The sequence below is a fragment of the Kitasatospora sp. MBT63 genome (genome assembly GCF_000710465.2).
Lineage (GTDB): Bacteria > Actinomycetota > Actinomycetes > Streptomycetales > Streptomycetaceae > Kitasatospora.
Genome location: NZ_JAIZ01000513.1, coordinates 1 through 20,930, shown reverse-complemented (window position 1 = coordinate 20,930; position 20,930 = coordinate 1). Strand labels below are relative to the sequence as shown.

At 72.4% G+C, this 20,930-nt stretch carries 16 protein-coding genes; 9 read left to right on the top strand and 7 right to left on the bottom strand.

Annotation, left to right across the window (positions count from 1 at the left end):
* Positions 1-26 precede the first annotated feature (26 nt).
* Positions 27-1,250: a TadA family conjugal transfer-associated ATPase gene (locus AA75_RS27420; protein ID WP_051813505.1), complete on the bottom strand. Its 1,224-nt coding sequence runs from the start codon at positions 1,248-1,250 to the stop codon at positions 27-29.
* A gap of 545 nt (positions 1,251-1,795) precedes the next feature.
* Positions 1,796-2,911, bottom strand: coding sequence for a septum site-determining protein Ssd (gene ssd / locus AA75_RS27415; RefSeq protein WP_033822949.1), 1,116 nt, complete (start codon positions 2,909-2,911; stop codon positions 1,796-1,798).
* Between the two features lie 611 nt (positions 2,912-3,522).
* Between ssd and AA75_RS27410 the strand changes: the two genes are divergently transcribed.
* Positions 3,523-4,440: an HAD family phosphatase gene (locus tag AA75_RS27410; RefSeq protein WP_255369527.1), complete on the top strand. Its 918-nt coding sequence runs from the start codon at positions 3,523-3,525 to the stop codon at positions 4,438-4,440.
* A gap of 409 nt (positions 4,441-4,849) precedes the next feature.
* On the opposite strand, the gene AA75_RS27405 is transcribed toward AA75_RS27410, so the two are convergent.
* Positions 4,850-5,755 carry a Fic family protein gene (locus AA75_RS27405; RefSeq protein ID WP_033822948.1) on the bottom strand — a complete coding sequence of 302 codons (906 nt, stop codon included), beginning with the start codon at positions 5,753-5,755 and terminating at the stop codon, positions 4,850-4,852.
* Positions 5,756-5,956: 201 nt separating this feature from the next.
* Here AA75_RS27405 and AA75_RS27400 point away from each other — a divergent pair, with 201 nt between their 5' ends.
* On the top strand, positions 5,957-6,952 hold the full coding sequence (locus tag AA75_RS27400) for an ATP-binding protein (RefSeq protein ID WP_033822947.1): 996 nt from the start codon (positions 5,957-5,959) through the stop codon (positions 6,950-6,952).
* Between the two features lie 325 nt (positions 6,953-7,277).
* Complete coding sequence (locus AA75_RS27395) at positions 7,278-9,659, top strand: SulP family inorganic anion transporter (RefSeq protein ID WP_051813478.1); 2,382 nt, start codon at positions 7,278-7,280, stop codon at positions 9,657-9,659.
* 253 nt (positions 9,660-9,912) lie between these two features.
* Here AA75_RS27395 and AA75_RS27390 read toward each other — a convergent pair whose 3' ends face one another.
* A complete protein-coding gene (locus AA75_RS27390) occupies positions 9,913-10,458 on the bottom strand; it encodes a hypothetical protein (protein ID WP_359886719.1) in 546 nt (181 codons plus the stop codon).
* A gap of 407 nt (positions 10,459-10,865) precedes the next feature.
* On the opposite strand from AA75_RS27390, the gene acs reads away from it, so the two are divergent.
* Positions 10,866-12,824 carry an acetate--CoA ligase gene (gene acs / locus AA75_RS27385; RefSeq protein ID WP_033822946.1) on the top strand — a complete coding sequence of 653 codons (1,959 nt, stop codon included), beginning with the start codon at positions 10,866-10,868 and terminating at the stop codon, positions 12,822-12,824.
* Positions 12,825-13,008: 184 nt separating this feature from the next.
* On the opposite strand, the gene AA75_RS27380 is transcribed toward acs, so the two are convergent.
* On the bottom strand, positions 13,009-14,217 hold the full coding sequence (locus AA75_RS27380; protein WP_051813474.1) for a serine hydrolase: 1,209 nt from the start codon (positions 14,215-14,217) through the stop codon (positions 13,009-13,011).
* A gap of 463 nt (positions 14,218-14,680) precedes the next feature.
* Between AA75_RS27380 and nhaA the strand changes: the two genes are divergently transcribed.
* From nhaA to AA75_RS27360, 4 genes are all read left to right on the top strand, one after another.
* On the top strand, positions 14,681-15,931 hold the full coding sequence (gene nhaA, locus AA75_RS27375; RefSeq protein WP_233289212.1) for a Na+/H+ antiporter NhaA: 1,251 nt from the start codon (positions 14,681-14,683) through the stop codon (positions 15,929-15,931).
* A gap of 190 nt (positions 15,932-16,121) precedes the next feature.
* A complete protein-coding gene (locus tag AA75_RS27370) occupies positions 16,122-16,595 on the top strand; it encodes a phage holin family protein (protein ID WP_033822945.1) in 474 nt (157 codons plus the stop codon).
* A gap of 103 nt (positions 16,596-16,698) precedes the next feature.
* Positions 16,699-17,661, top strand: a complete 963-nt coding sequence (locus tag AA75_RS27365; RefSeq protein WP_082526865.1) for an alpha/beta fold hydrolase — start codon at positions 16,699-16,701, stop codon at positions 17,659-17,661.
* A gap of 178 nt (positions 17,662-17,839) precedes the next feature.
* Positions 17,840-18,061, top strand: coding sequence for a hypothetical protein (locus AA75_RS27360; RefSeq protein WP_033822944.1), 222 nt, complete (start codon positions 17,840-17,842; stop codon positions 18,059-18,061).
* Between the two features lie 63 nt (positions 18,062-18,124).
* Here AA75_RS27360 and AA75_RS27355 read toward each other — a convergent pair whose 3' ends face one another.
* A complete protein-coding gene (locus tag AA75_RS27355) occupies positions 18,125-18,838 on the bottom strand; it encodes a metal-dependent hydrolase (protein WP_033822943.1) in 714 nt (237 codons plus the stop codon).
* A gap of 127 nt (positions 18,839-18,965) precedes the next feature.
* The gene (locus AA75_RS27350; protein WP_033822942.1) at positions 18,966-20,150 is read right to left on the bottom strand and encodes a MarP family serine protease; all 1,185 of its coding nucleotides are present in this window, start codon (positions 20,148-20,150) and stop codon (positions 18,966-18,968) included.
* Between the two features lie 163 nt (positions 20,151-20,313).
* Between AA75_RS27350 and AA75_RS27345 the strand changes: the two genes are divergently transcribed.
* On the top strand, positions 20,314-20,930 hold a 617-nt coding region (locus AA75_RS27345; RefSeq protein WP_033822971.1), incomplete at its 3' end, for a DUF4389 domain-containing protein.

Genomic DNA, 20,930 nt, shown 5'->3' with positions numbered 1-20,930 from the left:
ACACAGCAGAGCTATCTGGCGGTCGGTCATCGCAGGCTCCTCGGCAGCTCGACGCCGCGGGCCTCGCACCGTTGCCGCAGTCCGTCCCATCCGGGTCCGGGCACGCTGGTGCCGTCCGGGCCGAACCCGACCGCGAGCGTGGTCCGGGCGAGTCCGTGGTCGTCGTCGGTGAGGGTGTGCAGGGCGGTGACCCGGCGGGTACCCGTTGCCGGGTCGCGGGCCAGGTGGACCACCACGTCCAGCGCGGCTCGGAGCTGGCTGTGCAGCGCCGGGCGGTCCAGGCCTGCCAAGGCGCCGAGCGCCTCCAGCCTGACGGGGACATCGGAGGCGGAGTTGGCGTGGACGGTTCCGAAACCCCCGTCGTGCCCGGTGTTCAGGGCAGCCAGCAGGTCCACCACCTCGGCGCCGCGCACCTCTCCGACCACCACCCGGTCCGGACGCATCCGAAGGGCCTGCCGGACCAGATCCCGCAAGGTGAGCTCGCCGAGGCCCTCCTGGTTGGGTGGACGGCTCTGCAGCTGGACCACATGGGGGTGGTCGGGCCTGAGTTCGGACGAGTCCTCGGCCAGGACGATCCGCTCGTGGTGGGCGACCAGGCCCAGCAACGCCGAGAGCAGCGTGGTCTTCCCCGTGCCGGCGCCGCCGCTGACGAGCACCGAGAGCCGGGCCCTGACGGCCTGCGCGAGGAGCTGTGCACCGGTGGGCGGCAGCGATCCGCAGGCCACCAGGTCGTCCAGGGTGAAGGGTTGCGGGCGGCTGGTCCGCAGCGAGATGTGGGTGCATCCGGCGGCGATCGGCGGGATCACCGCGTGCAGCCGGGTGCCGTCCGGCAGTCTGCCGTCCACCCACGGCCGGGCGTCGTCGAGCCGTCGTCCGGCTGCCGAGGCCAGCCGGTGGGCGAGCCGCCGGACGGCGTCGGGGTCGGGGAAGCGGATGTTCGGCACCCGTTCCAGGCCCGCGCCGCGGTCGACCCAGACCTGGTCCGGCGCGTTGACCAGGACGTCGGTGACCTCGGGTGCGGAGAGCAGCTGGTCCAGTGGACCGGCGCCGATCAGTTCGGCGCGCAGCCGCCGGACGGCGTCGAGGGTGTCCCCGCCGCCCAGCGGCGGGCGGGCCGATCGCAGGGCGGCGGCCACGGATCCGGCGGTCGGCCGAGCGCCCGTCTCGGCGAGTCGGAGCCGGACGGCATCGACCAGTGCCGCCGTCCGGTCCGTGTCCCCTTCCGGCCGGAGCGGGGCGGATCGGGACAGCCCGGGGCCGATCACGACGGGCACGACGGGCACCGGTCCGGCGGAGCCACGGGTTGCGCGGCTCGGCCGGCCTCGGACCCGGCCCGCCGCGACTGACTCGCGCTGCTCCCCGGCCTCGTCCCGGCCCTCCACGGCGCCACCGGCTCCCGGGGGGCCGGGTACGGCGTCGGCGGACGCGGAGCGGTCCTCTGCGGCGGCCTTCGCCGTGCCGCTGGCTCCGTCCAGGTCTTTCCGCGCCCGCCGGGCGGCTCCGGCCGTCGCGTCCACGGGCGGGGTCAAGCCGGGCGCGTCCGCCGTCCGCGCCACCACGGCCTTCGCAACAGCCTCCCCCGTGTCCACCGTCCTTCCGTCCGGCTCTCCCCCGGAGGCGGAGCGCGGGGCTACGGGCGCCGGGGCGAAGGGGCCGAACGGCCTGGCCCGGTTCCTGTGCTCGTCCCCGGGTCCCCGTCCGATGGGGCGGCGGGACAGCGTGACACCTCGGTGCGGCGCACCGGGGCTCCGGTCCTTGGCGCTCTTCCGCAGGCTGGGCCTGCGCAGACGATCGGTCACTGGGCACCTCCTCCGGCCGCTGCCACCGGGGGCAGGGCCTCGTCCAGGAAACTGCTGCAGAAGCGGGCAAGCGGGCCGTGTTCCCTGCTGCCCGGCGGCGCGCCCCGCTCCACGTCCACGGTCAGACCCGGCTCCAGTGGCAGCTCCCCGGCCAACCGCAGGCGAAGTCCCTTGGCGATCTCGCGGCCGGCCAGGCCGACCGGCCCCGGCACCCGTACCACCGCACGCAGGTCGGACAGCCGCATCCGCGCGGCTGCTGCCACCCGGTCCGCGGCCGCCATCGCGCGCAGCTCGGCGGGGATCACCAGCAGGCCGGTGTCCGCCTGCTCCAGGGCTTGTCCCGCGGCGGCATCGAGGTGGCGCGGCAGGTCGAGAACGACCAGTCCCCCGCGTCTGCGGGCGGCGGCGAGGACGCTGCGCATCGCCTCGGGCGGGATGGACAGCAGGTCGCTGCGGTCCCAGGACAGGGTGGTGAGGCGGTGGAGCTCGGGGAGCGCGCCGGCCAGTTCGGCGCCGCTGACCCGGCCGCGGGATCCGGCGAGGTCCGGCCAGCGCAGTCCGCCGGCCTGTTCGGCTCCGAGCATCACGTCAAGGCCCCCGCCGAGCGGGTCGGCGTCGATCAGCATGGTGCGGTGTCCGGCTCGGGCGGCAGTGACGGCCAGTGCGCAGGCGAGCGTCGACGCCCCGGCGCCGCCGCGGCCACCGAGGACGGCCACGGTCAGTGCCGGGGGGCCGACGCCCTCGGCCGCGTCGGCGATCCGGTCCAGCAGCCAGGTCTGTGCGTCCGGGAGGAACAGCACGTGCTCCGCGCCGAGTTGGACCGCGCGGACCCAGATGTCGCCGTCGTCGAGGTCGAGGCCGAGCAGGAGTACCCCGCTCCGGCGGGTGAGGCCGGCGCAGCGCTCGGCGAGGTCGTCGCCGACCATGACGAGGGGCGCGCCCTCCCACAGGTGCCGCGGTGGCGGGGCTGCGGACAGCAGGTGCGGTTCGGTGCCCGCGGCGGCGCAGATCCGCACCAGATGCTCGGCGAGCGCCTCGTCCTCGGTGACGATGAGCGGCCCCGAGGGGGTCGGCTGGTCGGCGAGGTCGTGATCGGTGATCGGTGTCGACATGACGGTCTCCCCCGGTGAGGTGGTGTCCGGTTCCGGCGGCCGGAACCGGCCGACGACGGGGCGCGGCCGCTTCCCTCGGCGAGGGTTGCGGCGGCTGCCCGGGCACCACGGTGCTGGGCGGAGCGGATTCCGTCATCCCCCTTCCGAATCCCTGTGGACAAGTCGGGGTTGTGGATAACTTTGTTCACTCGCCAGGGGGGTATTGGCATGCAGAATTGACGCGCGAAGGCGTCGGAGAACGATCTCGGAGCCCCACGGGCGCCACACAATGGGGCATTGACTCTGATCACTTAGCGTGATGCCCCGATCCCGATCGGACGGGGCTTCGAAGATCATCGCTCGACTTAGCCGGGGCTGCCATCAGCTCTCCCGGACCGCCCCCAACTCGCCGGTAAAACGGCCCCGGACGTGCGACGACCCCCGCCGGGGGGGAGAGCGGGGGTCGTCTATCCACGGCCCGACTCGGGGGGGAGGAGCCGGACCGGGTTAGCACGGTCGCGAACGATCCGTGACTTCAATGGTGTACCCGAGCGGCCAGAAACACAAACCCGCGCGCCTACGAGTACGCCGAATGGCGGGGTCCCGGGGCGCGCCCTCTATCCTCAGTTCCCGTGGACACCACCGAGAACGCCGACATCGCCGACCAGGGCGGGAACACGCCACCGGGCACCGCGAACCGTTCCTCCTCGGAAAGCACCGAGCCTTCCGCCGGACGGCGCGCATATCCGGCGCCGCGCACCGCGGCCTTCTTCGACCTCGATAAAACGATCATCGCCAAGTCGAGCGCGCTTGCGTTCAGCCGCCCGTTCTACCAGGGCGGTCTGATCAACCGTCGAGCCGTCCTGAAGAGCGCCTACGCCCAGTTCATGTTCCTGCTCGGCGGCGCGGACCACGACCAGATGGAGAAGCTGCGCGCCTACCTGTCCACCCTCACCAAGGGCTGGAACGTGCAGCAGGTCCGCGAGATCGTCGCCGAGACCCTGCACGGCCTGATCGATCCGATCATCTACGACGAGGCCGCCTCGCTCATCGAGCAGCACCACGCGGCCGGCCGGGACGTGGTGATCGTCAGCAGCTCGGGCTCCGAGGTCGTCGAGCCGATCGGCGCGCTGCTCGGGGCCGATCACGTCATCGCCACCCGGCTGAAGGTCGAGGACGGCCGGTACACCGGCGAGATCGAGTACTACGCGTACGCCGAGAACAAGGCCTCCGCGATCCGGGAGCTGGCCGCGGTCGAGGGGTACGACCTCCCCAACTGCTATGCGTACAGCGACTCGTCGACCGATCTCCCGATGCTGGAGGCGGTCGGCCACCCGTCCGCGGTCAACCCCGACCGGGCGCTGCGCAAGGAGGCGCTGTCCCGGGAGTGGCCCGTGCTGGTGTTCAGCCGCCCCGTGGAACTCCACCGCAGGCTGCCCGAGTTCCACGCGCCGAGCCGATCGGTGGTCGCGACGGTCGCGCTCGGGACGGCCCTGCTCACCGTGGGCGTGCTCTGGTACGCGTCCCGACGGCGCAGGTCACAGGCCTGATCATGGAAGCGGGGCGGGCCTTCGGGGCGGCTCCGACACATCCTTGAGCATCGAAACGGACAAAAAGTAAAAGCTTCGCGATTTCGGGTTCCGCTTTCACCCAAAGCGCGATACAAAGGACATAACGGCCCGCGAGACCCGGTCAGGACCCTACGGGGTCGCTCCGACAACGCAGTTCAGGCCCACGGACCGAGTACGGATGACTGAGCACCCACATGCAGCCGACCCGCTGTCGGGCCGCCGCACCAGGTGAACGGGCAGGATCCCCGCCTGATGGGCACTTTCCGGTGCATGCTTGGTAACCCGGCATCCGTGCCAGCGGCGGCACCAGGCAGGATCAGGTGCCGCCGCAACCACGTTCGGACCAGGACGCACACCACGGGCCGCCCCTCACGGGGCGGCCGCCGGCTCAGACCATGCCGCGCTGCATCGCCTCGCAGACCGCCGTGCTCTCCCGGACGCCGAGCCTGAGCGCCGCGCCGCAGTGCGTGATCCAGCGGGCCATCCCCTCCGGCGTCCCACCCAGGTAGCCGAGCAGGGCGGTGCGGTAGGCCTCGGTGCCGAGTTCGGCGAATCCCACCTCCGCCGGGCAGATCGCCTTGGGGTCCAGCCCTTCGGTGATCAGGACGATCCGCTGCGCGGCCCGCGCGATGACCCCGTTGTGCTCCCCGAACGGCCGCAGCGCCAGCAGCTCACCGTGCACGACAGCCGATACGACCAGCGCCGGCGTTCCGCTCGCGGCGCCCTCCGTCCGCGCTGCCAGCAGTTGGGACAGCTGGTCCAGCCGCGCCGCAGCCTCCTCGGGCGACGGTGCCGGCGGCAGTTCACCGCCCCGTTCCACGGCCTCGGCCGGCTGACCGCCATCACCGAACACGCCTTCGGCGGCCGGGAGCTCCACCGGGAACAGCACGCCCGCCGACTCCCCCGCGCGGCGCGGCCGGCCTGCCGACGGATCGGCATCCCCGACCGCCAGCAGGTGCAGCCTGGCCAGCACCTGGAGCGGGGAGTGCCGCCAGGTGCTGAGCAGCTGCCCCGCCTCGGCGGAGATCCGCAGCGCGCCGCCGACCGTCCGGGCCTGCGGATCGGCACTGAAGTCGCTGCGCCGGCGGACCTCCTCCAGCGGCCAGTCGGCCCCGTCGAGGGCCGCCGAAGCCCGCGCACCACGGAGCGCCGCCTCCGAGGTCACCTCCTGGGCGCGCCGGCGCATCACCCGGTGGCCGTAGAGGCGGTCCACCGCCTTGCGCACCTCGGCCACGGCTTCGGGCACCCCGGGGAGATCGGCCAGCGGGGCGAGGGGATCAGTTCCAGTGCTCACCTACCCGAGGGTAATGACCCCCCGGTCGACTCCTGCACAGCAACCCCGGCGTCACCCGTTCGAGGCAATCCGACTTTCCCGCATGTATCGCACCCCGAACCGCCGCTAGCATGCCACTATCGGTGACGATAACGATTTCCAACAGCCTTCCAGCCTGCCGCTCGGAGCCGCAGCCCGCTGGAGCGAGAGCCGGAGACCCAGATGAAGATCGCCTTCGTCGGCAAGGGCGGCAGCGGGAAGACCACGCTGTCCGCACTGTTCATCCGCCACCTGGCCGCCGCGGGCCGCCCGGTGATCGCCGTCGACGCGGACATCAACCAACATCTCGGCCCGGCACTCGGCCTGACGGACGCCCAGGCGGCGGAACTCCCGTCGCTCGGCGCCCACCTCCCGCAGATCAAGGAGTACCTGCGCGGCAGCAACCCGCTGATCGGGTCGGCCGACGAGATGATCAAGACCACGCCGCCCGGCCGCGGTTCGCGGCTGCTGCGGATCGTCGAGGAGAACCCGGTCTACGCGGCGTGCGCCCGGCCGGTCGCGCTCGACGAGGGCTCGGTCCGACTGCTGGCCACCGGCGCCTTCACCGAGGAGGACCTCGGCGTGGCCTGCTACCACTCGAAGGTCGGCGCGGTCGAGCTCCTGCTCAACCACCTGATCGACGGTCAGGACGAGTACATCGTGACGGACATGACCGCGGGGTCGGACTCCTTCGCCTCCGGCCTGTTCACCCGGTTCGACCTGACCTTCCTGGTGGCCGAGCCGACCCGCAAGGGCATCTCCGTCTACCGCCAGTACAAGGAGTACGCGCAGGACTTCGGCGTCCGGCTGCGCGTGGTGGGGAACAAGGTGCAGCACCCGGACGACCTGGCGTACCTGCGACGCGAGGTCGGCGACGACCTGCTCACCTCCTTCGGGCAGTCCGACTGGGTCCGCCGCCTGGAGCGGGGCGAGGAACCGGCACTGCAGAGCCTGGAGCCGGCCAACCGCGCGGTCCTGGAACGGCTGCGGGCCGAGGCGGACGCCACCCACGAGCGGCGCGATCCCGAGCGGTACACCGCCCAGGCCGTCCACTTCCACCTCCGCAACGCGGAGAGCTGGGGCAACGCGAAGGTCGGCATCGATCTCGCCACCCAGGTGGACAAGGGATTCGTGCTCTCGGCGGACGGAGCCGACGCCGCCGCGTCAGCCCGCGCCTGACGCCGGATCCCCCACGGACGACGGCCGGTGGCACCCCGGGGGCGGGGCGCCACCGGCCGTTGCCGACCCCTGAGTTCCCGGCCGGTTCGCGCACCACTCATGGGAGTGAATGCCGGGGACCGACCTTCCGTTCGACTGTACGCTGTGCAAAGGTTTCATTACTCTCAGTTTACCGACTCTTGATGGTCGCGGGCCGCCCACGGAGACTCACCGCTGCTGCGCCCAAGCCATCCCGCCGTACCGTCGCGACCCACGACAGCCACTCCGACCCCGAGTTCCACCGCCGGACCTGACTGCGTTCGTTCCCCGGACAGACGGGAAGACCATGACCCTCGACATCTCCAGCGCCCCCACCCCCTCGGACACGACCGACCACGCACCGCCGTCGGCACCGACCGGGCCGCCCCCGCCCGGAGCGCGCCGCGCACAGCTGCTGCGCGATGTGCCCGCCTCGCTCGCGGTCTTCCTGATCGCGGTCCCGTTCTCCCTCGGCATCGCACTGGCCACCGGGGCGCCGCTCACCGCGGGCCTGGTGTCCGCCGCCGTCGGCGGGCTCGTCGTCGGCCTGCTGGGCGGCACCCCGCTCCAGGTGAGCGGCCCCTCCGCGGCACTGACGGTGGTCACCGCCGGACTGCTCGCCCAGTACGGCTGGCAGATCGCCTGCGCCGTGACCGTCGCCGCCGGGCTGCTCCAGCTGCTGCTCGGCTCGCTGCGGGTCGCCCGGGCGGCCCTCGCGGTCTCCCCGGCCATCGTGCACGGCATGCTCGCCGGGGTCGGCCTCACCATCGCCCTCGCCCAGCTGCACGTCGTCCTCGGCGGTTCGCCGCAGAGCTCCGCGGCCGCCAACCTGGTGGCGCTGCCGGCCCAGCTGGCCGGCCCGCACCTGCCCGCCCTCGCGGTCGGTCTGGTCTCGATCGCCGTGCTCTTCGGCTGGCCCCGGCTCGACCGGCTCCCCGGGCGGGCCGGCGAGCTCGGGGGGCGCCTGGCCAAGATCCCCGCCGCCCTGGCCTCCGTCGCCGCGGCCACCGCGCTCGCCGTCTTCGCGGGCCTGCGGCTGGCCCGGGTCGAGCTGCCCGAGTGGGACCACCACGTACTCGCCTCGATGCCGCCCGCATCGCTGCTGGCCCAGCAGTGGCCCGCCCTGGTCGCCGCGGTCCTGACGGTCACCGCGGTCGCGAGCGTCGAATCGCTGCTCTCCGCCGTCGCGGTGGACCGGATGTCGCACAGCAGCAGCGACCTCGATCGCGAGCTGCGCGGCCAAGGCGCCGCCAACCTGCTGTCCGGCCTGCTCGGCGGTCTGCCGGTGGCCGGCGGAGCCGTGCGCAGTACGGCCAACATCCAGGCCGGGGCGGCCACCCGGATGTCCACCGTCCTGCACGGTTGCTGGGTACTGCTCGCCGCGGTGGCGCTGACCGGCGGGCTCCGGCACATCCCGCTCGCGGCGCTGGCCGCGCTGGTGCTAGTGGTCGGCGTGCAGATGGTCAGCTTCGCGCACATCCGCCGGGTGCACCGGCACCGCGAGTTCCCGGTCTATCTGGCGACGGTGCTCGGCGTGGTCCTGCTGGGGGTGCCTCTCGGCGTCACCATCGGCGGCGCGGTCGCCGCGCTGCTCGCCCTGTACCGGCTGACCCGGGCACACGTCGACGTGGTGGCCGAGGCCGACGGGTCGTACGCGGTCCGCACCCACGGCCCGCTGACGTTCGCCGCCGTGCCCAAGCTGAGCCGGGCGCTGGCGCGGATCCCGGTCGGATCCTCGGTCACGGTCTGCCACGACGGTTCCTTCCTCGACCACGCCGCCTACGAAGCGCTCCACGTCTGGCGGGCGGGCCACCAGGCCACCGGCGGCCGGGTCGCGATACTGACGAAGCGGCAGGAGGGCGAGGTCCTCGATCCCGACGGCACCCTGCGCTCCGGAAGCTCGACCGGTCCGCACCGCTGCCGGGCGTGGACGCCCTGGGTCGGCCATCACTGCATCGAGCAGGGCTCCGACGATCCGCACGGCCGGCTGCTCGACGGGGTACGCGGGTTCCAGCAGCACACCGCCCCCCTGGTCCGGAAGGAACTGGCGCGGCTCGCGCGCGACGGCCAGACACCGTCGCAGCTCTTCCTGACCTGCGCCGACTCCCGGATGGTGACCAGCATGATCACCAACAGTGGCCCGGGAGACCTGTTCACGGTCCGCAATGTCGGCAATCTCGTGCCGGCACCGCACGAGCCGGGCGCGGCGGACGACTCCGTGGCGGCCGCGGTCCAGTACGCCGTCGAGGTCCTGGAGGTCGGGTCCATCACGGTGTGCGGGCACTCCGGCTGCGGGGCGATGAAGGCACTGCTGGACGGCGTCCACGAGCAGCCCGGACCGCCCACCGCGCTGACCCGGTGGCTGCGCAACGGACGCGGCTCGCTGGCCCGGCTGCGCCGGGTCCCGGCCGAGTTCGAAGGGCGCCCCGTCGTGGACACGGTCGAGCAGCTCTGCATCACCAACGTGGTGCAGCAGCTCGACCAGCTGCTCGCCAACCCGGCGGTCGAGCGCCGGGTGGCCTCGGGGGAACTGCGCCTGGTCGGGATGTACTTCGACTTCGCCACCGCGCAGGCCTACGTCCTGGATCAGGACAGCGGCCGGTTCGTCCCGGTCTCCGCCGGCCCGGCCGGGCTCCCCGAGGGGCAGGACGGCCCGGACGGCCAGGCGGAGCAGGAGCTCGCCGCCTAGGCGCCGGCGCCACCGGTGTACGCCCGGAATGCGTGCGGCGCGGCCGGCCGGACCACCGCGGCCCGGTCGGCAGCGCGACACGAAAGCGACATCCGAGCTCAGCAACATCCGGGCGAGGCTGCAGCCGGTGGACGCCGCAGCCGGCAGAGGCGGTTTCCGGCGGCCCAACCGGCTGCCGGAAGCACCGGCCGGAGAGCCGGCACCGGCCGTAGCCGCCACCCCCGGCAGCAGCAGCTCCCAGTTCAGAGGACGGTCAGGAGGTGTGGCCCAGCAGACGGTTGACCAGATCGGCGGGCGTGACGTAACCCGGCCACCGCCCATCGGCGAACAGCCGGACCCCGGCGTCCTGGTAGCACTGGTCGACCAGTTGCGAACAGATCATGTGCTTGGTCGACGCCACATAGCCCTTCACCAGCGGACTGATGGGCAGGTGGAAGCGGTGGGTCGCAAGCGCCGCGTAGTCCGCGAAGCTGTACGGGACACCCAGGTAGCCGCGTGCGGCGGTGACGATCGCCGCCCGTTGCCCGTCGGTCAACGGGACGATGCCGGTCGACCACAGGATCGGGTGGTCCTGGTAGGCGCTGAGCGGCAGCAGCTGAGCGCCTCCGGGCTGGGCCTCGACCAGTTGGTCGTCGTCGACGAGGACGAAGGCGTGCTCGAAGTCGGCGAACCCGTCGCCGTTCAGCCACTGGCCGACCCGGATGAGGCGGCCGACGCCGCCCTTCATCCGGACCGCCGCGAAGTCGCCGGCGCGGGGCAGGAGGGGAAGGAGGGGAGGGATGGCAGGTGTTTCGGGCATGGCTCGACCCCCGGAGGAAGGAGGGAGGGCTGAGACGCGGGCCGCCTCGGAAGCGGTGGGCCCGCCGTGCTCCACGAGGTCCTGACCACCTCTGGAACTGCTACTGGCACGACTTACCAGTGAGGTACCCGAAAATGCGCTCTCCAAGGCCTTGAGCCGATTGATCGTCAGATCTGGTTGCGGCAGGGCCCCCAGGCGCCTTGCACCGCCGCACACCTGCCCCTCCCCGCCCGCCCGGGGCCGGCCGGGCGCCGACGCGGCAGATCTTACGGAAAAAGGTCTACACCAATTCTCGGAATCTCCTCTTGTCAACAGACCCGTTCGCCTGGTGAGCTGTGCGCTGGGACACAAGGGACAATCCCTCCGCAGGGATGCCCTGAAGAAGAGAACTCGATGAGGAGTACGCGTTGAGCAACGAGAGTCTGGCGAACCTGCTCAAGGAGGACCGCCGTTTCGCGCCGCCGGCGGAGCTCGCCGCGGCCGCGAACGTGACCGCTGCCGCGTACGCGCAGGCTTCCGAGGACCGGCTCGGGTTCTGGGCAGAGCAGGCCCGTCGACTCGACTGGGCCGTCGAGCCGACCGAGACCCTGGACTGGTCGAACCCGCCGTTCGCGAAGTGGTTCGCCGACGGCAAGCTCAACGTCGCGTACAACTGCGTCGACCGCCACGTCGAGGCCGGCCACGGCGACCGGGTGGCGATCCACTTCGAGGGAGAGCCCGGCGACTCCCGCGCCCTCACCTACGCCCAGCTCAAGGACGAGGTCTCCCGCGCCGCCAACGCGCTGCTCCACCTCGGCGTCACCGCCGGCGACCGCGTCGCCGTCTACCTCCCGATGATCCCCGAAGCCGTCATCGCGATGCTCGCCTGCGCCCGCATCGGCGCCACCCACTCCGTCGTGTTCGGCGGTTTCTCCGCCGACGCCGTCGCCTCCCGGATCCAGGACGCCGACGCCAAGCTCGTCATCACCGCCGACGGCGGCTACCGCCGCGGCAAGCCGAGCGCGCTCAAGCCCGCCATCGACGAGGCCCTGACCAAGGTCGACGGCGTCGAGCACGTCCTGGTGGTGCGCCGCACCGGCCAGGACACCCCCTTCACCGAGGGCCGCGACGTGTGGTGGCACGACCTGGTGGACAGCCAGAGCGCGGAGCACAACCCCGAGCCGCTCGACGCCGAGCACCCGCTGTTCATCCTCTACACCTCCGGTACCACCGGAAAGCCCAAGGGCATCCTGCACACGTCCGGCGGCTACCTCACCCAGGCCGCCTACACCCACCACGCCGTCTTCGACCTCAAGCCCGAGACGGACGTCTACTGGTGCACCGCCGACATCGGCTGGGTCACGGGCCACTCGTACATCGTCTACGGCCCCCTGGCCAACGGCGCCACCCAGGTCATCTACGAGGGCACCCCGGACACCCCGCACCAGGGCCGCTTCTGGGAGATCGTCCAGAAGTACGGCGTCAGCATCCTCTACACCGCGCCCACCGCGATCCGCACCTTCATGAAGTGGGGCGACGACATCCCCGCCAAGTTCGACCTGTCGTCGCTGCGCGTGCTGGGCAGCGTCGGCGAGCCGATCAACCCCGAGGCGTGGGTCTGGTACCGCGAGCACATCGGCGCCGGCAAGACCCCGATCGTCGACACCTGGTGGCAGACCGAGACCGGCGCCATGATGATCAGCCCGCTGCCCGGCGTCACCCACACCAAGCCCGGCTCCGCCCAGCGCGCCCTGCCCGGCATCAGCGCCACCGTCGTCGACGACGAGGCCAACGAGGTCCCCAACGGCTCCGGCGGCTACCTGGTCCTCACCGAGCCGTGGCCCTCCATGCTGCGCACCATCTGGGGCGACGACCAGCGCTACATCGACACCTACTGGTCCCGCTTCGCCGGCCGCTACTTCGCCGGCGACGGTGCGAAGAAGGACGAGGACGGCGACATCTGGCTGCTCGGCCGGGTCGACGACGTCATGCTGGTCTCGGGCCACAACATCTCCACCACCGAGGTGGAGTCCGCGCTGGTCGGCCACCCCGCCGTCGCGGAGTCCGCGGTCGTTGGCGCCACCGACGCCACCACCGGCCAGGCCATCGTCGCGTTCGTCATCCTGCGCTCCACCGCCACCGACAGCCCCGAGCTCATCGCCGAGCTGCGTGACCACGTCGGCCGCACCCTGGGCCCGATCGCCAAGCCCAGGCAGATCAAGGTCGTCAGCGAGCTGCCGAAGACCCGTTCCGGCAAGATCATGCGCCGTCTGCTCCGCGACATCGCCGAGGGCCGTGAGGTGGGCGACACCACCACGCTGGCCGACTCCTCGGTGATGAACCTGATCCAGGCCCAGCTGCCCACGGGCGGCGACAGCGAGAGCTGATCCGGTCCGGCCCGGTCCCGATCACCGTGTGTGGCCCGCTCCGAGTCCCGGAGCGGGCCACGCACGTCTCCGCGCTGTCCCCCTCGCCCGACCCGCCGAGCACCGCGTCCGACGCGCCAGTGGACCAGCGGGCCGACGGGCCGACGGACCGGCGGACCGAACGGCCAGCGCCGGTCAACAACCGTCAGCGCTGCTCGTCCGCCAGCCCCAGGAGTGCCTGGTAGGCCGCCTGGGTGAACTTCCGCCGCGAGGACGGGTGGGTGTTCGCCATCGCCACCAGCCCCACCTGCGCCGTCCGGTCGAAGCCCGCGAACGTGGAGCAGGTGCGGGTCGAGCCCGCGCTGTAGAACAGTTCGCCCTCCGCGAGCTGCCGCTGATCCCAGGTCAGGCAGATCCGTGGCCCGGAGCGGCGGCGGGCCACCCGGGGGAGGCAGACGTCCTTGAGGGCGGCCCGCAGGCTGGTCGCGGCGCCGCCGCGTTCGGGGATGGGTACGACGTCGACCGCCAGGTGTGCCTGGAGGTACCGGAGCATGTCGTCCGCGGTGGAGCGCAGAGCGGCGGCGCCCGGCAGTGCGGGGATGCGGAAGGAGGGCAGGTTGCGTCCGCGCCGGTAACTGGTGACCTCCTCCCCTCCGGTTCCGCAGGAGGTGTCGATCAGGCCGAGCGGGCCGCAGATCCGGCTGCGGAGCAGATCCTGGTAGCGCTGCCCGGCGGCGTTCGCCAGGACCAGGCCGAGCAGTCCGGTGCCGAGGTTGGAGTACCGCACCTGGGCGCCGGGGGTGCCGCGGACGGGCGTTCGCGGCAGCGCGCGCAGTAGGTGCGCCGCGCTGAAGGTGGCGTACGGATCGGTGAACCAGCGCGGTACGGCCGCGGGCACCAACCCGCCGGGCAGTCTCGGCAGCCCGGAGGTGTGGGTGGCGAGGTGGATCAGAGTGATCGGCCGCTCGTGCGGGTACCCGGGAACGGAGCCGGCCGGCAGGTAGCGGTCGATCGGGTCGTCGTAGCGCACTTCGCCTCGGGCGACCATGTCGGCGAGCAGCAGCGCGGTGAAGGTCTTGGTGACCGACCCGAGCTCGAACCGGGTGTCCGCGCGGACCGGGCGTTCGGCCGCCCGGTCGGCGTAGCCGCGGCAGGACACAGTGCGTTCGCCGCCTCTGATCACGGCGAGGGCGATGCCGCCGCTCGGGGAGACCGCGGCGAGCAGGGGGCGCAGGCGGCGCACGAGGTCGGGGGCGAGTTCGTCGGCGGGTCCGGGCGCGACGGCGCTGGCCCCTGCGGGGGCCGGGACGGTCCGGGTCGGTTGGGGTAACAGGGGCGGGGCGCTCTGGGCATCATCGCCGCCCGTCCAGCCCTCGCCCTCCGTCCGTATCGGCTCGGTCTCCTGGCTGTGCATGGGGTTCCTCCGTACGGGAGCGGGCCGCCCGTGGTCGGGCAGCGGTTGTCCCCGACGCTAGGGACCGGCACCGGGTCCTGCATCCGGCCGAGTCCGTTCGGGTGGAAGGCCGGTCCGCATCCGAAGGATCGTCCAACCATCGCACCCGACCACCGCACCCGACCCACGCATGCGACCGGCATACCCGGCCCCTGGCCGACGCGGCACGCGCGAGCGGCACCGCACAAGGGTCGGCATAAAATAGGACGAATCGGATAGCACGACGACCAGCCCCGTAGACTGTCAACAAAACATCAAAGGTCTCTGAGGCGCGCCGGGAAGTCTGGTCGGCACTGCACCACCGGTGTATCCATCCGCCGCCTTCAGGAGGTCCTCACCCGTGGCCACGCCGTCGCCACCGCAGCCCACGCCGCCGCCCTCGTCGTCCTCGTCCGGGACCGGCGGGCGCCGCCAGTTCCTCGGTCTGCTCCCGTTGCCCGAGCGGCGGTTCATCACCGCCGCGCTCCGCACCGAGACCGTCGGCGGCATCCTCCTCCTGGCCGCCGCGGTGGTCGCACTCATCTGGGCGAACGTGTGGCCGCACGCGTACGAGACGGTGTCGGACTACACCATCGGACCCTCGACACCGCTGCACCTGGACCTCAGCCTGGAGACCTGGGCCAACGACGGGCTGCTGACCATCTTCTTCTTCGTCGCCGGGATCGAGCTCAAGCGCGAGTTCGTGGCCGGTGAGCTGCGCAGCCCGAGCGCCGCCGCGCTGCCGGTGGTGGCGGCGCTGTGCGGTGTGGCGCTGCCGGCGATCGTCTACGCGGTGGCCAACAGCGGGCCCGGCGGGCATCCTGCGGGCTGGGCGATCCCGACCGCCACCGACATCGCCTTCGCGCTCGGGGTTTTGGCCGTGGTGAGCAGTCACCTGCCCTCCGCCCTGCGGGCGTTCCTGCTCACGCTGGCGGTGGTGGACGACCTGATCGCCATCCTGATCATCGCCGTGTTCTACAGCTCGGGGATCAAGTTCTGGGCGCTCGGGCTGTCGCTCGCGGGTCTGGTGCTGTTCTGGTTCCTGCACCGGCGCGGGGTGCACGGCTGGTACCTGTTCGTCCCGCTGGCGCTGGTGATCTGGGCGCTGATGCACGAGAGCGGTGTGCACGCGACGGTCTCGGGCGTGGCGATGGGGCTGATCCTGCGCTGCCACACCGAGGGGGACGAGAAGGAGTCCCCCGGCGAGCACATCGAGCATCTGGTCCGGCCGCTCTCGGCCGGGTTCGCGGTGCCGGTGTTCGCGCTGTTCGCGGCCGGTGTGGTGGTCTCCGGACCGACGCTGCGCGAGGTGTTCACGCAGGCGGCGCCGCTCGGCATCGTGCTGGGGCTGCTGGTCGGCAAGACCGTCGGCATCTTCGGCGGCACCTGGCTGGCCGCCCGGTTCACCCGGGCCGAGCTGAATCCGCAGCTGAAGTGGGCCGACATGTTCGCGGTGTCGACCCTGGCCGGCATCGGCTTCACGGTCTCCCTGCTGATCAGCGAGCTGGCCTTCCCTGACGACCCGGCACTCGCGGACCGTTCCAAGACGGCCGTCCTGGTCGGCTCGCTGCTCTGCGCGGTGACCGCGACCGTGCTGCTCAAGCTGCGCAACCGGCACTACCGGCAGCTGTTCGAGGACGAGAACCGCGACTCCGACGGGGACGGGATCCCCGATGTCTACCAGCAGACAGGCTGACGCCGGTTCACCGCTCCGGCCCGGGCGGGAGTCTCGGGCCCGGGTGGAACGCTCCGGCCGGGGCGGGCGACTGCCGACGGGGCGACGCGCCGTCCCCCCTGAGCGGCCCCGGAGTGGTGCCTGACTGACCGGTAGAGGCATGATGCTGAGCTGTCGATCGAGTGAGTAGCCGCGCAAAGGAGAACAGCTGATGGCCGCAGGAGCCGCAGACCCAGGCAACGGCCGGGCCCCCTACGACGGTGAGCGTTCGGTCGGGCAGCTGTTCGCCGCGGCCACCGCCGATCTGTCCGCCCTGGTGCACGACGAGATCGCGCTCGCGAAGGCGGAGATCCGGGCGGACGTCAAGCGCGGCGTCACCGGCGGCGTCTCGATCTCGGTGGCGGGCGTGGTGGCGCTGGCCGCCATCCCGATGCTGAGTTTCGCCGCCGCGTACGGGCTGCAGGCGCTCGGGCTGACGCTGGGCTGGTCCTTCCTGATCGTCGGCGGAGCGTACCTGGTGCTGGCCGCGCTGCTCGGGCTGCTGGCGATGCGCTCGTTCAAGAAGATCGAGAAGCCGCACCGCACCATCGAGGGTGCGCAGGCCACGGCGGACGTGCTGAAGAACGCCCGGCCGCGGCCCGCGACCAAGGAGGAGATCGACCGGGCCCTGGGCCGCATCCCGTAACAGTCCGAGTGGGCGGTGGGGGGGACGGCCGGGCGGACGGACGGAGGACGCCGGGAAGAGTGCCGGGGACGTGTCCGTGGCGCGGGTATGACAGGCTCTCCGTATGCCGCTGGACCAGAAGCCCGTTCCCACGCCGCCGCCCGTCACTCCCCGGCCCACCGAGGCCGGGTGGGACGTCCGCTCGGCCGGACCGTGGATCCACCGCGATCTGGCCGCGAACGGCGCCCGCTTCCACATCGCCGAGATCGGCGAGGGGCCGCTGGTGCTGCTGGTCCACGGCTGGCCGCAGTACTGGTGGGCCTGGCGGCACCAGCTGACCGCGCTGGCCGAGGCCGGCTACCGGGCGGTGGCGCTCGACCTCCGCGGTATGGGCGGCAGCGACCGCACCCCGCGCGGCTACGACCCGGCCAACCTGGCGCTGGACATCACCGGCGTGATCCGCTCGCTCGGCGAGCGGCGGGCGCACCTGGTCGGCCACGCCACCGGCGGCACGCTGGCCTGGGTCGCCGCCGTGATGCGCCCGTCCGTGATCAGGAGCCTGACCGCGGTCTCCGCCGCCCACCCCCGCCACCTGCGCCGGGCGCTGCTGACGGACCGTCGCCAGATCGCCGCCTTCGAGCACGTGCTGGGCTTCCAGCGCCCGTGGATCCCGGAACGGCAGCTGGTCGCGGACGACGGCGCACTGGTGGGCCGGTACCTGAACGCCTGGACCGGGCCGAGCCAGCTGGACCGGGAGGCCGTGACGGCGTACCGGAAGGCGATCCAGATCCCCAGCACCGCGCACTGCTCGATCGAGCCGTACCGCTGGCTGATGCGCTCGATGGCCCGCCCGGACGGCATCCAGTTCGCCCGCCGGATGAAGAAGCCGATCACCGCACCCACCCTGCACATCCAGGGCGCCGCGGACCCGGTGCTGCTGGCCCAGACCGCGCTCGGCGCGGGCGAGTACGTCGAGGCGCCGTACCGCTGGCGGCTGCTGCCCGGGGTCGGGCACTTCCCGCACGAGGAGGTGCCGGAGGAGTTCACCGCGGAACTCGTCAACTGGCTGGGGCAGCACAAGGACTGAGCTCCGGACCGGCGGTCCGGACCGGGTCCGGGGCGGGCTCGGAGTCGGGTCCGGAGTCGGGTCCGAAGTGGTCCGATGCCGAGCTGACGCAGATTCATATGACAATCGCACATGACAGATGCCCGGTTGGATGCGATTACTCCGCTCGGCCCAGGGGCATTCATCAGGTATGACCTGGATGCCCGATCGCGAGCCCGCCGCGCGCCGTCACCGGACCGGCAGCAGCTCGCAGAGCCAGTCCGACCGGTCCCCCCAGCGCGGCGAGCGGGAGCACGCGCCCGAGTGGCCCTACGAAGGCGCCGGCAGGCCCCCGCGGGCCGGGGCGCACCGGATGGGCATCCCGCGCATCCTGGGGCGCCGCGCCCGCTGGGTGGGCGCTCGGCTGCGGCGCGAGGCCTGACCCCGGCCGGCCCGCCGGGCGGTCCGGTCAGCGGGCCGGTCAGCGGGCCGGTCAGCGGGCCGGTCAGTGGGCCGGCCGGCCGAGCACGGCCGGGGAGAGCGCCGTGTACCAGAGCAGCACGAAGGTGGCGGCCGTCATCACCGGGACCAGGACCTTGGTCTCCACGCCGTTGCCGGTGCGCTTGATCAGGACCAGTTCGTAGCGCTCCCGGTGCGGCCACAGCAGCGGGGCGCCCTGCTTGGTCAGACAGTCCCCGAGCAGGTGTGCCAGGGTCCCCAGTGCCACCGCGTACGGCAGCCAGCCCGGCGCGCTCGGCATCCACCGGTCCAGGGCGGCCGTCCCGAGGGCGGCCAGGCCCATGGTGGTGATCCACGCCGTCGGGCCGTCGCCTGGCGGGTGCAGCCGTAGCGCCCGGATCGCCAGGGCCAGCAGGACGAAGGTCAGGCCGAGGGTGAAGTTCCGGCCCAGGTAGGTGATCCCCGCCCAGGCGCCGGCGCCCGTCAGCGCGACGAACAGCAGTGAGTGGGTGGCGTGCCGGTGCCCGCCCGAGAGCCACCCCACCAGGCGGCAGAGCAGCCGGGACACCGGCCCCAGGAAGTGGGCGATGGTGCCGTCGTGGTGGTCCAGGTCGGGCAGCAGTGCCGCGCCCGCGCAGAGCACGGTGCCCATCAGGATGTCGGCCGGCCGCAGCTCGGTGCCGAGTAGCAGCGGCGGCAGGAACGGCGCCGAGGCCGCGTAGAGCAGTGCGCCGCTGACCGCGTGCGAGTGACCCATCATGTCGGCTCTCCACCCTCCCGCCGGACCGCCCGGTCCCGCGCCGTCGACACCCCGGTACCGCGGCGCGGTGCGCGGGACGGGTGAGCGCGGGGTGACGCCACCAGCCGGGCCCGGCCCGCCGGGTCCGTCAGAGCGCGCATCCCTCGGTGTCCACCCTGGCCGTCGCGGTGGCACCCGCCACCGCGTCGTCCCGGACCTCGGCCGCGGTGAGCACGTACCCCGTGTCGGAGCTGTCCAACGACTTGGCGAAGACCACCCCGTACACCTGGCCGTCCGGGGTCAGCAGTGGGCCGCCGCTGTTGCCCTGGCGGACCAGCGAACGGATCGAGTACACGTCGCGGACCACCTGGCCGCGGTGGTAGATGTCCGGTCCGTTGGCCTGGATCCGGCCGCGGATCCTGGCCGGCTGGACGTTGAAGGCGCCGTTCTCCGGGAAACCGGCCACGATGGCGCTGTCGTTGGTCCTGGCCTCACCGGCGAAGGTGAGCGCGGGGGCGTTCAGCTTGGGGACGTCGAGGACGGCGATGTCGCGCTGCCAGTCGTAGCGGACCACGGTGGCGTCGTAGAGCTGGCCGGCGCCGCCGATCTGCACGGTCGGCTCCTCGACCCCGCCGACCACGTGGGCATTGGTCATCACCCGGTGCGGGGCGAACACGAAGCCGCTGCCCTCCAGGGTCTTGCCGCAGGCCGTGGCCGTGCCGACCACCTTGACCAGGCTCGGCCGGGCCCGCTGGACGGCGGCGCTGCCGGCCAGCGCCGGGTCGGGGGCCTCCACCTCGGTGATCGGCTCGTGCTCGAACGGGTTGAAGACCTGGGGGAAGCCGCTGCGGGCCAGTTCCTTGCTGAAGTCGGAGAACCAGTTCGGCGCGTCGTCGGGCAGGACGTCCTGGACCCCGCCCAGCACCGCCGAGGTGCGGACCTGCTTGGAGACGGTCGGCAGCGAGGTCCCCGCCAGCGCGGAGCCGATCAGCCAGGCCACCAGCAGCATCGAGATCACGTTGACCACCGAGCCGCCGATCGCGTCCAGGGTCCGGGCCCGCCGTCTGCCGATGTGGCCGCGCAGCTTCCAGCCGAAGTGCGTGGTGACGGCCTGCCCGATCGCCGCCAGCACGATCACCACCACGACCGCGACCACCGACGCGGTGGTGCCGGGCCCGATGTGCCTCAGCAGCAGGGGCAGCAGCTGCACCGCGATCAGGCCGCCGCCGAGGAATCCGAGCACGGACAGCACACCGACCACGAAGCCCTGCCGGTAGCCGGACACGGCGAAGCCCACGGCGGCGGCGATCAGCAGCAGATCCAGGACGTTCACCCGGATACCCTCCCATGTCCCCGGCGGCTGGTGGGCACAGTCCTGCCCGGTCCTTCCCGGTCGCTCACTCGGTCCACCCGGCGGGCACGGTGCCCGGAGCACTGGAAACGTCTGATCGGAACACCCTCACCACCAGCGCGGACGACCGGCCCGGGAGGCAGGAATGTGGGATGCCAGTACCGCAGTGGAGGCCGAGTGGCTGCCCCCGCTCGACATCCCCGAACCGGGTCCGCAGAGCCGGATCACCGTGTTCCTGCGTGCACTGCTGGCCATCCCGCAGCTGATCGTGGTCTGGCTGCTGAGCATTGCCGCCTTCGTGGTCGTGGTGATCGGCTGGTTCGGAGCGCTCGCGCTCGGCCGGCTGCCCGACTTCGCGGCGAGCTACCTGGCCTCCTACGTCGCGTACGACACGCGAGTCGAGGGCTACCTGATGCTGCTGGTCGACCGGTACCCGCCGTTCCGGCTCCAGGCGGACGACTACCCCGTGCGGATCGAGGTACGCCCCGGGCTGCTGAACCGGCTGGCGGTGTTCTTCCGGCTGATCCTGATGATCCCGGCCGCCATCGTGCAGAACCTGCTGGTGACCGGGTGGTGGGTGCTGGCGTTCTTCAGCTGGCTGGTGGTGCTGGTGCTGGGGCGGATGCCGCGGCCGCTGTTCGAGGCGACGGCGGCGGTGCTGCGGTACCGGATGCGGTTCTCGGCGTACCTGCTGATGCTCACCCCGGCGTACCCGAAGCGGCTGTTCGGCGACCCGCAGGCGGTGGCCGAGCCGCCACTGCC

Coding starts and splice junctions, on each gene's coding strand:
- AA75_RS27400 (WP_033822947.1), top strand. CDS start 5,957: ATGAAGATCGCCTTCGTCGGCAAGGGCGGCAGCGGGAAGACCACGCTG.
- AA75_RS27395 (WP_051813478.1), top strand. CDS start 7,278: ATGACCCTCGACATCTCCAGCGCCCCCACCCCCTCGGACACGACCGAC.
- AA75_RS27390 (WP_359886719.1), bottom strand. CDS start 10,458: ATGCCCGAAACACCTGCCATCCCTCCCCTCCTTCCCCTCCTGCCCCGC.
- AA75_RS27380 (WP_051813474.1), bottom strand. CDS start 14,217: ATGCACAGCCAGGAGACCGAGCCGATACGGACGGAGGGCGAGGGCTGG.
- ssd (WP_033822949.1), bottom strand. CDS start 2,911: ATGTCGACACCGATCACCGATCACGACCTCGCCGACCAGCCGACCCCC.
- AA75_RS27355 (WP_033822943.1), bottom strand. CDS start 18,838: ATGATGGGTCACTCGCACGCGGTCAGCGGCGCACTGCTCTACGCGGCC.
- AA75_RS27365 (WP_082526865.1), top strand. CDS start 16,699: ATGCCGCTGGACCAGAAGCCCGTTCCCACGCCGCCGCCCGTCACTCCC.
- AA75_RS27360 (WP_033822944.1), top strand. CDS start 17,840: ATGCCCGATCGCGAGCCCGCCGCGCGCCGTCACCGGACCGGCAGCAGC.
- AA75_RS27370 (WP_033822945.1), top strand. CDS start 16,122: ATGGCCGCAGGAGCCGCAGACCCAGGCAACGGCCGGGCCCCCTACGAC.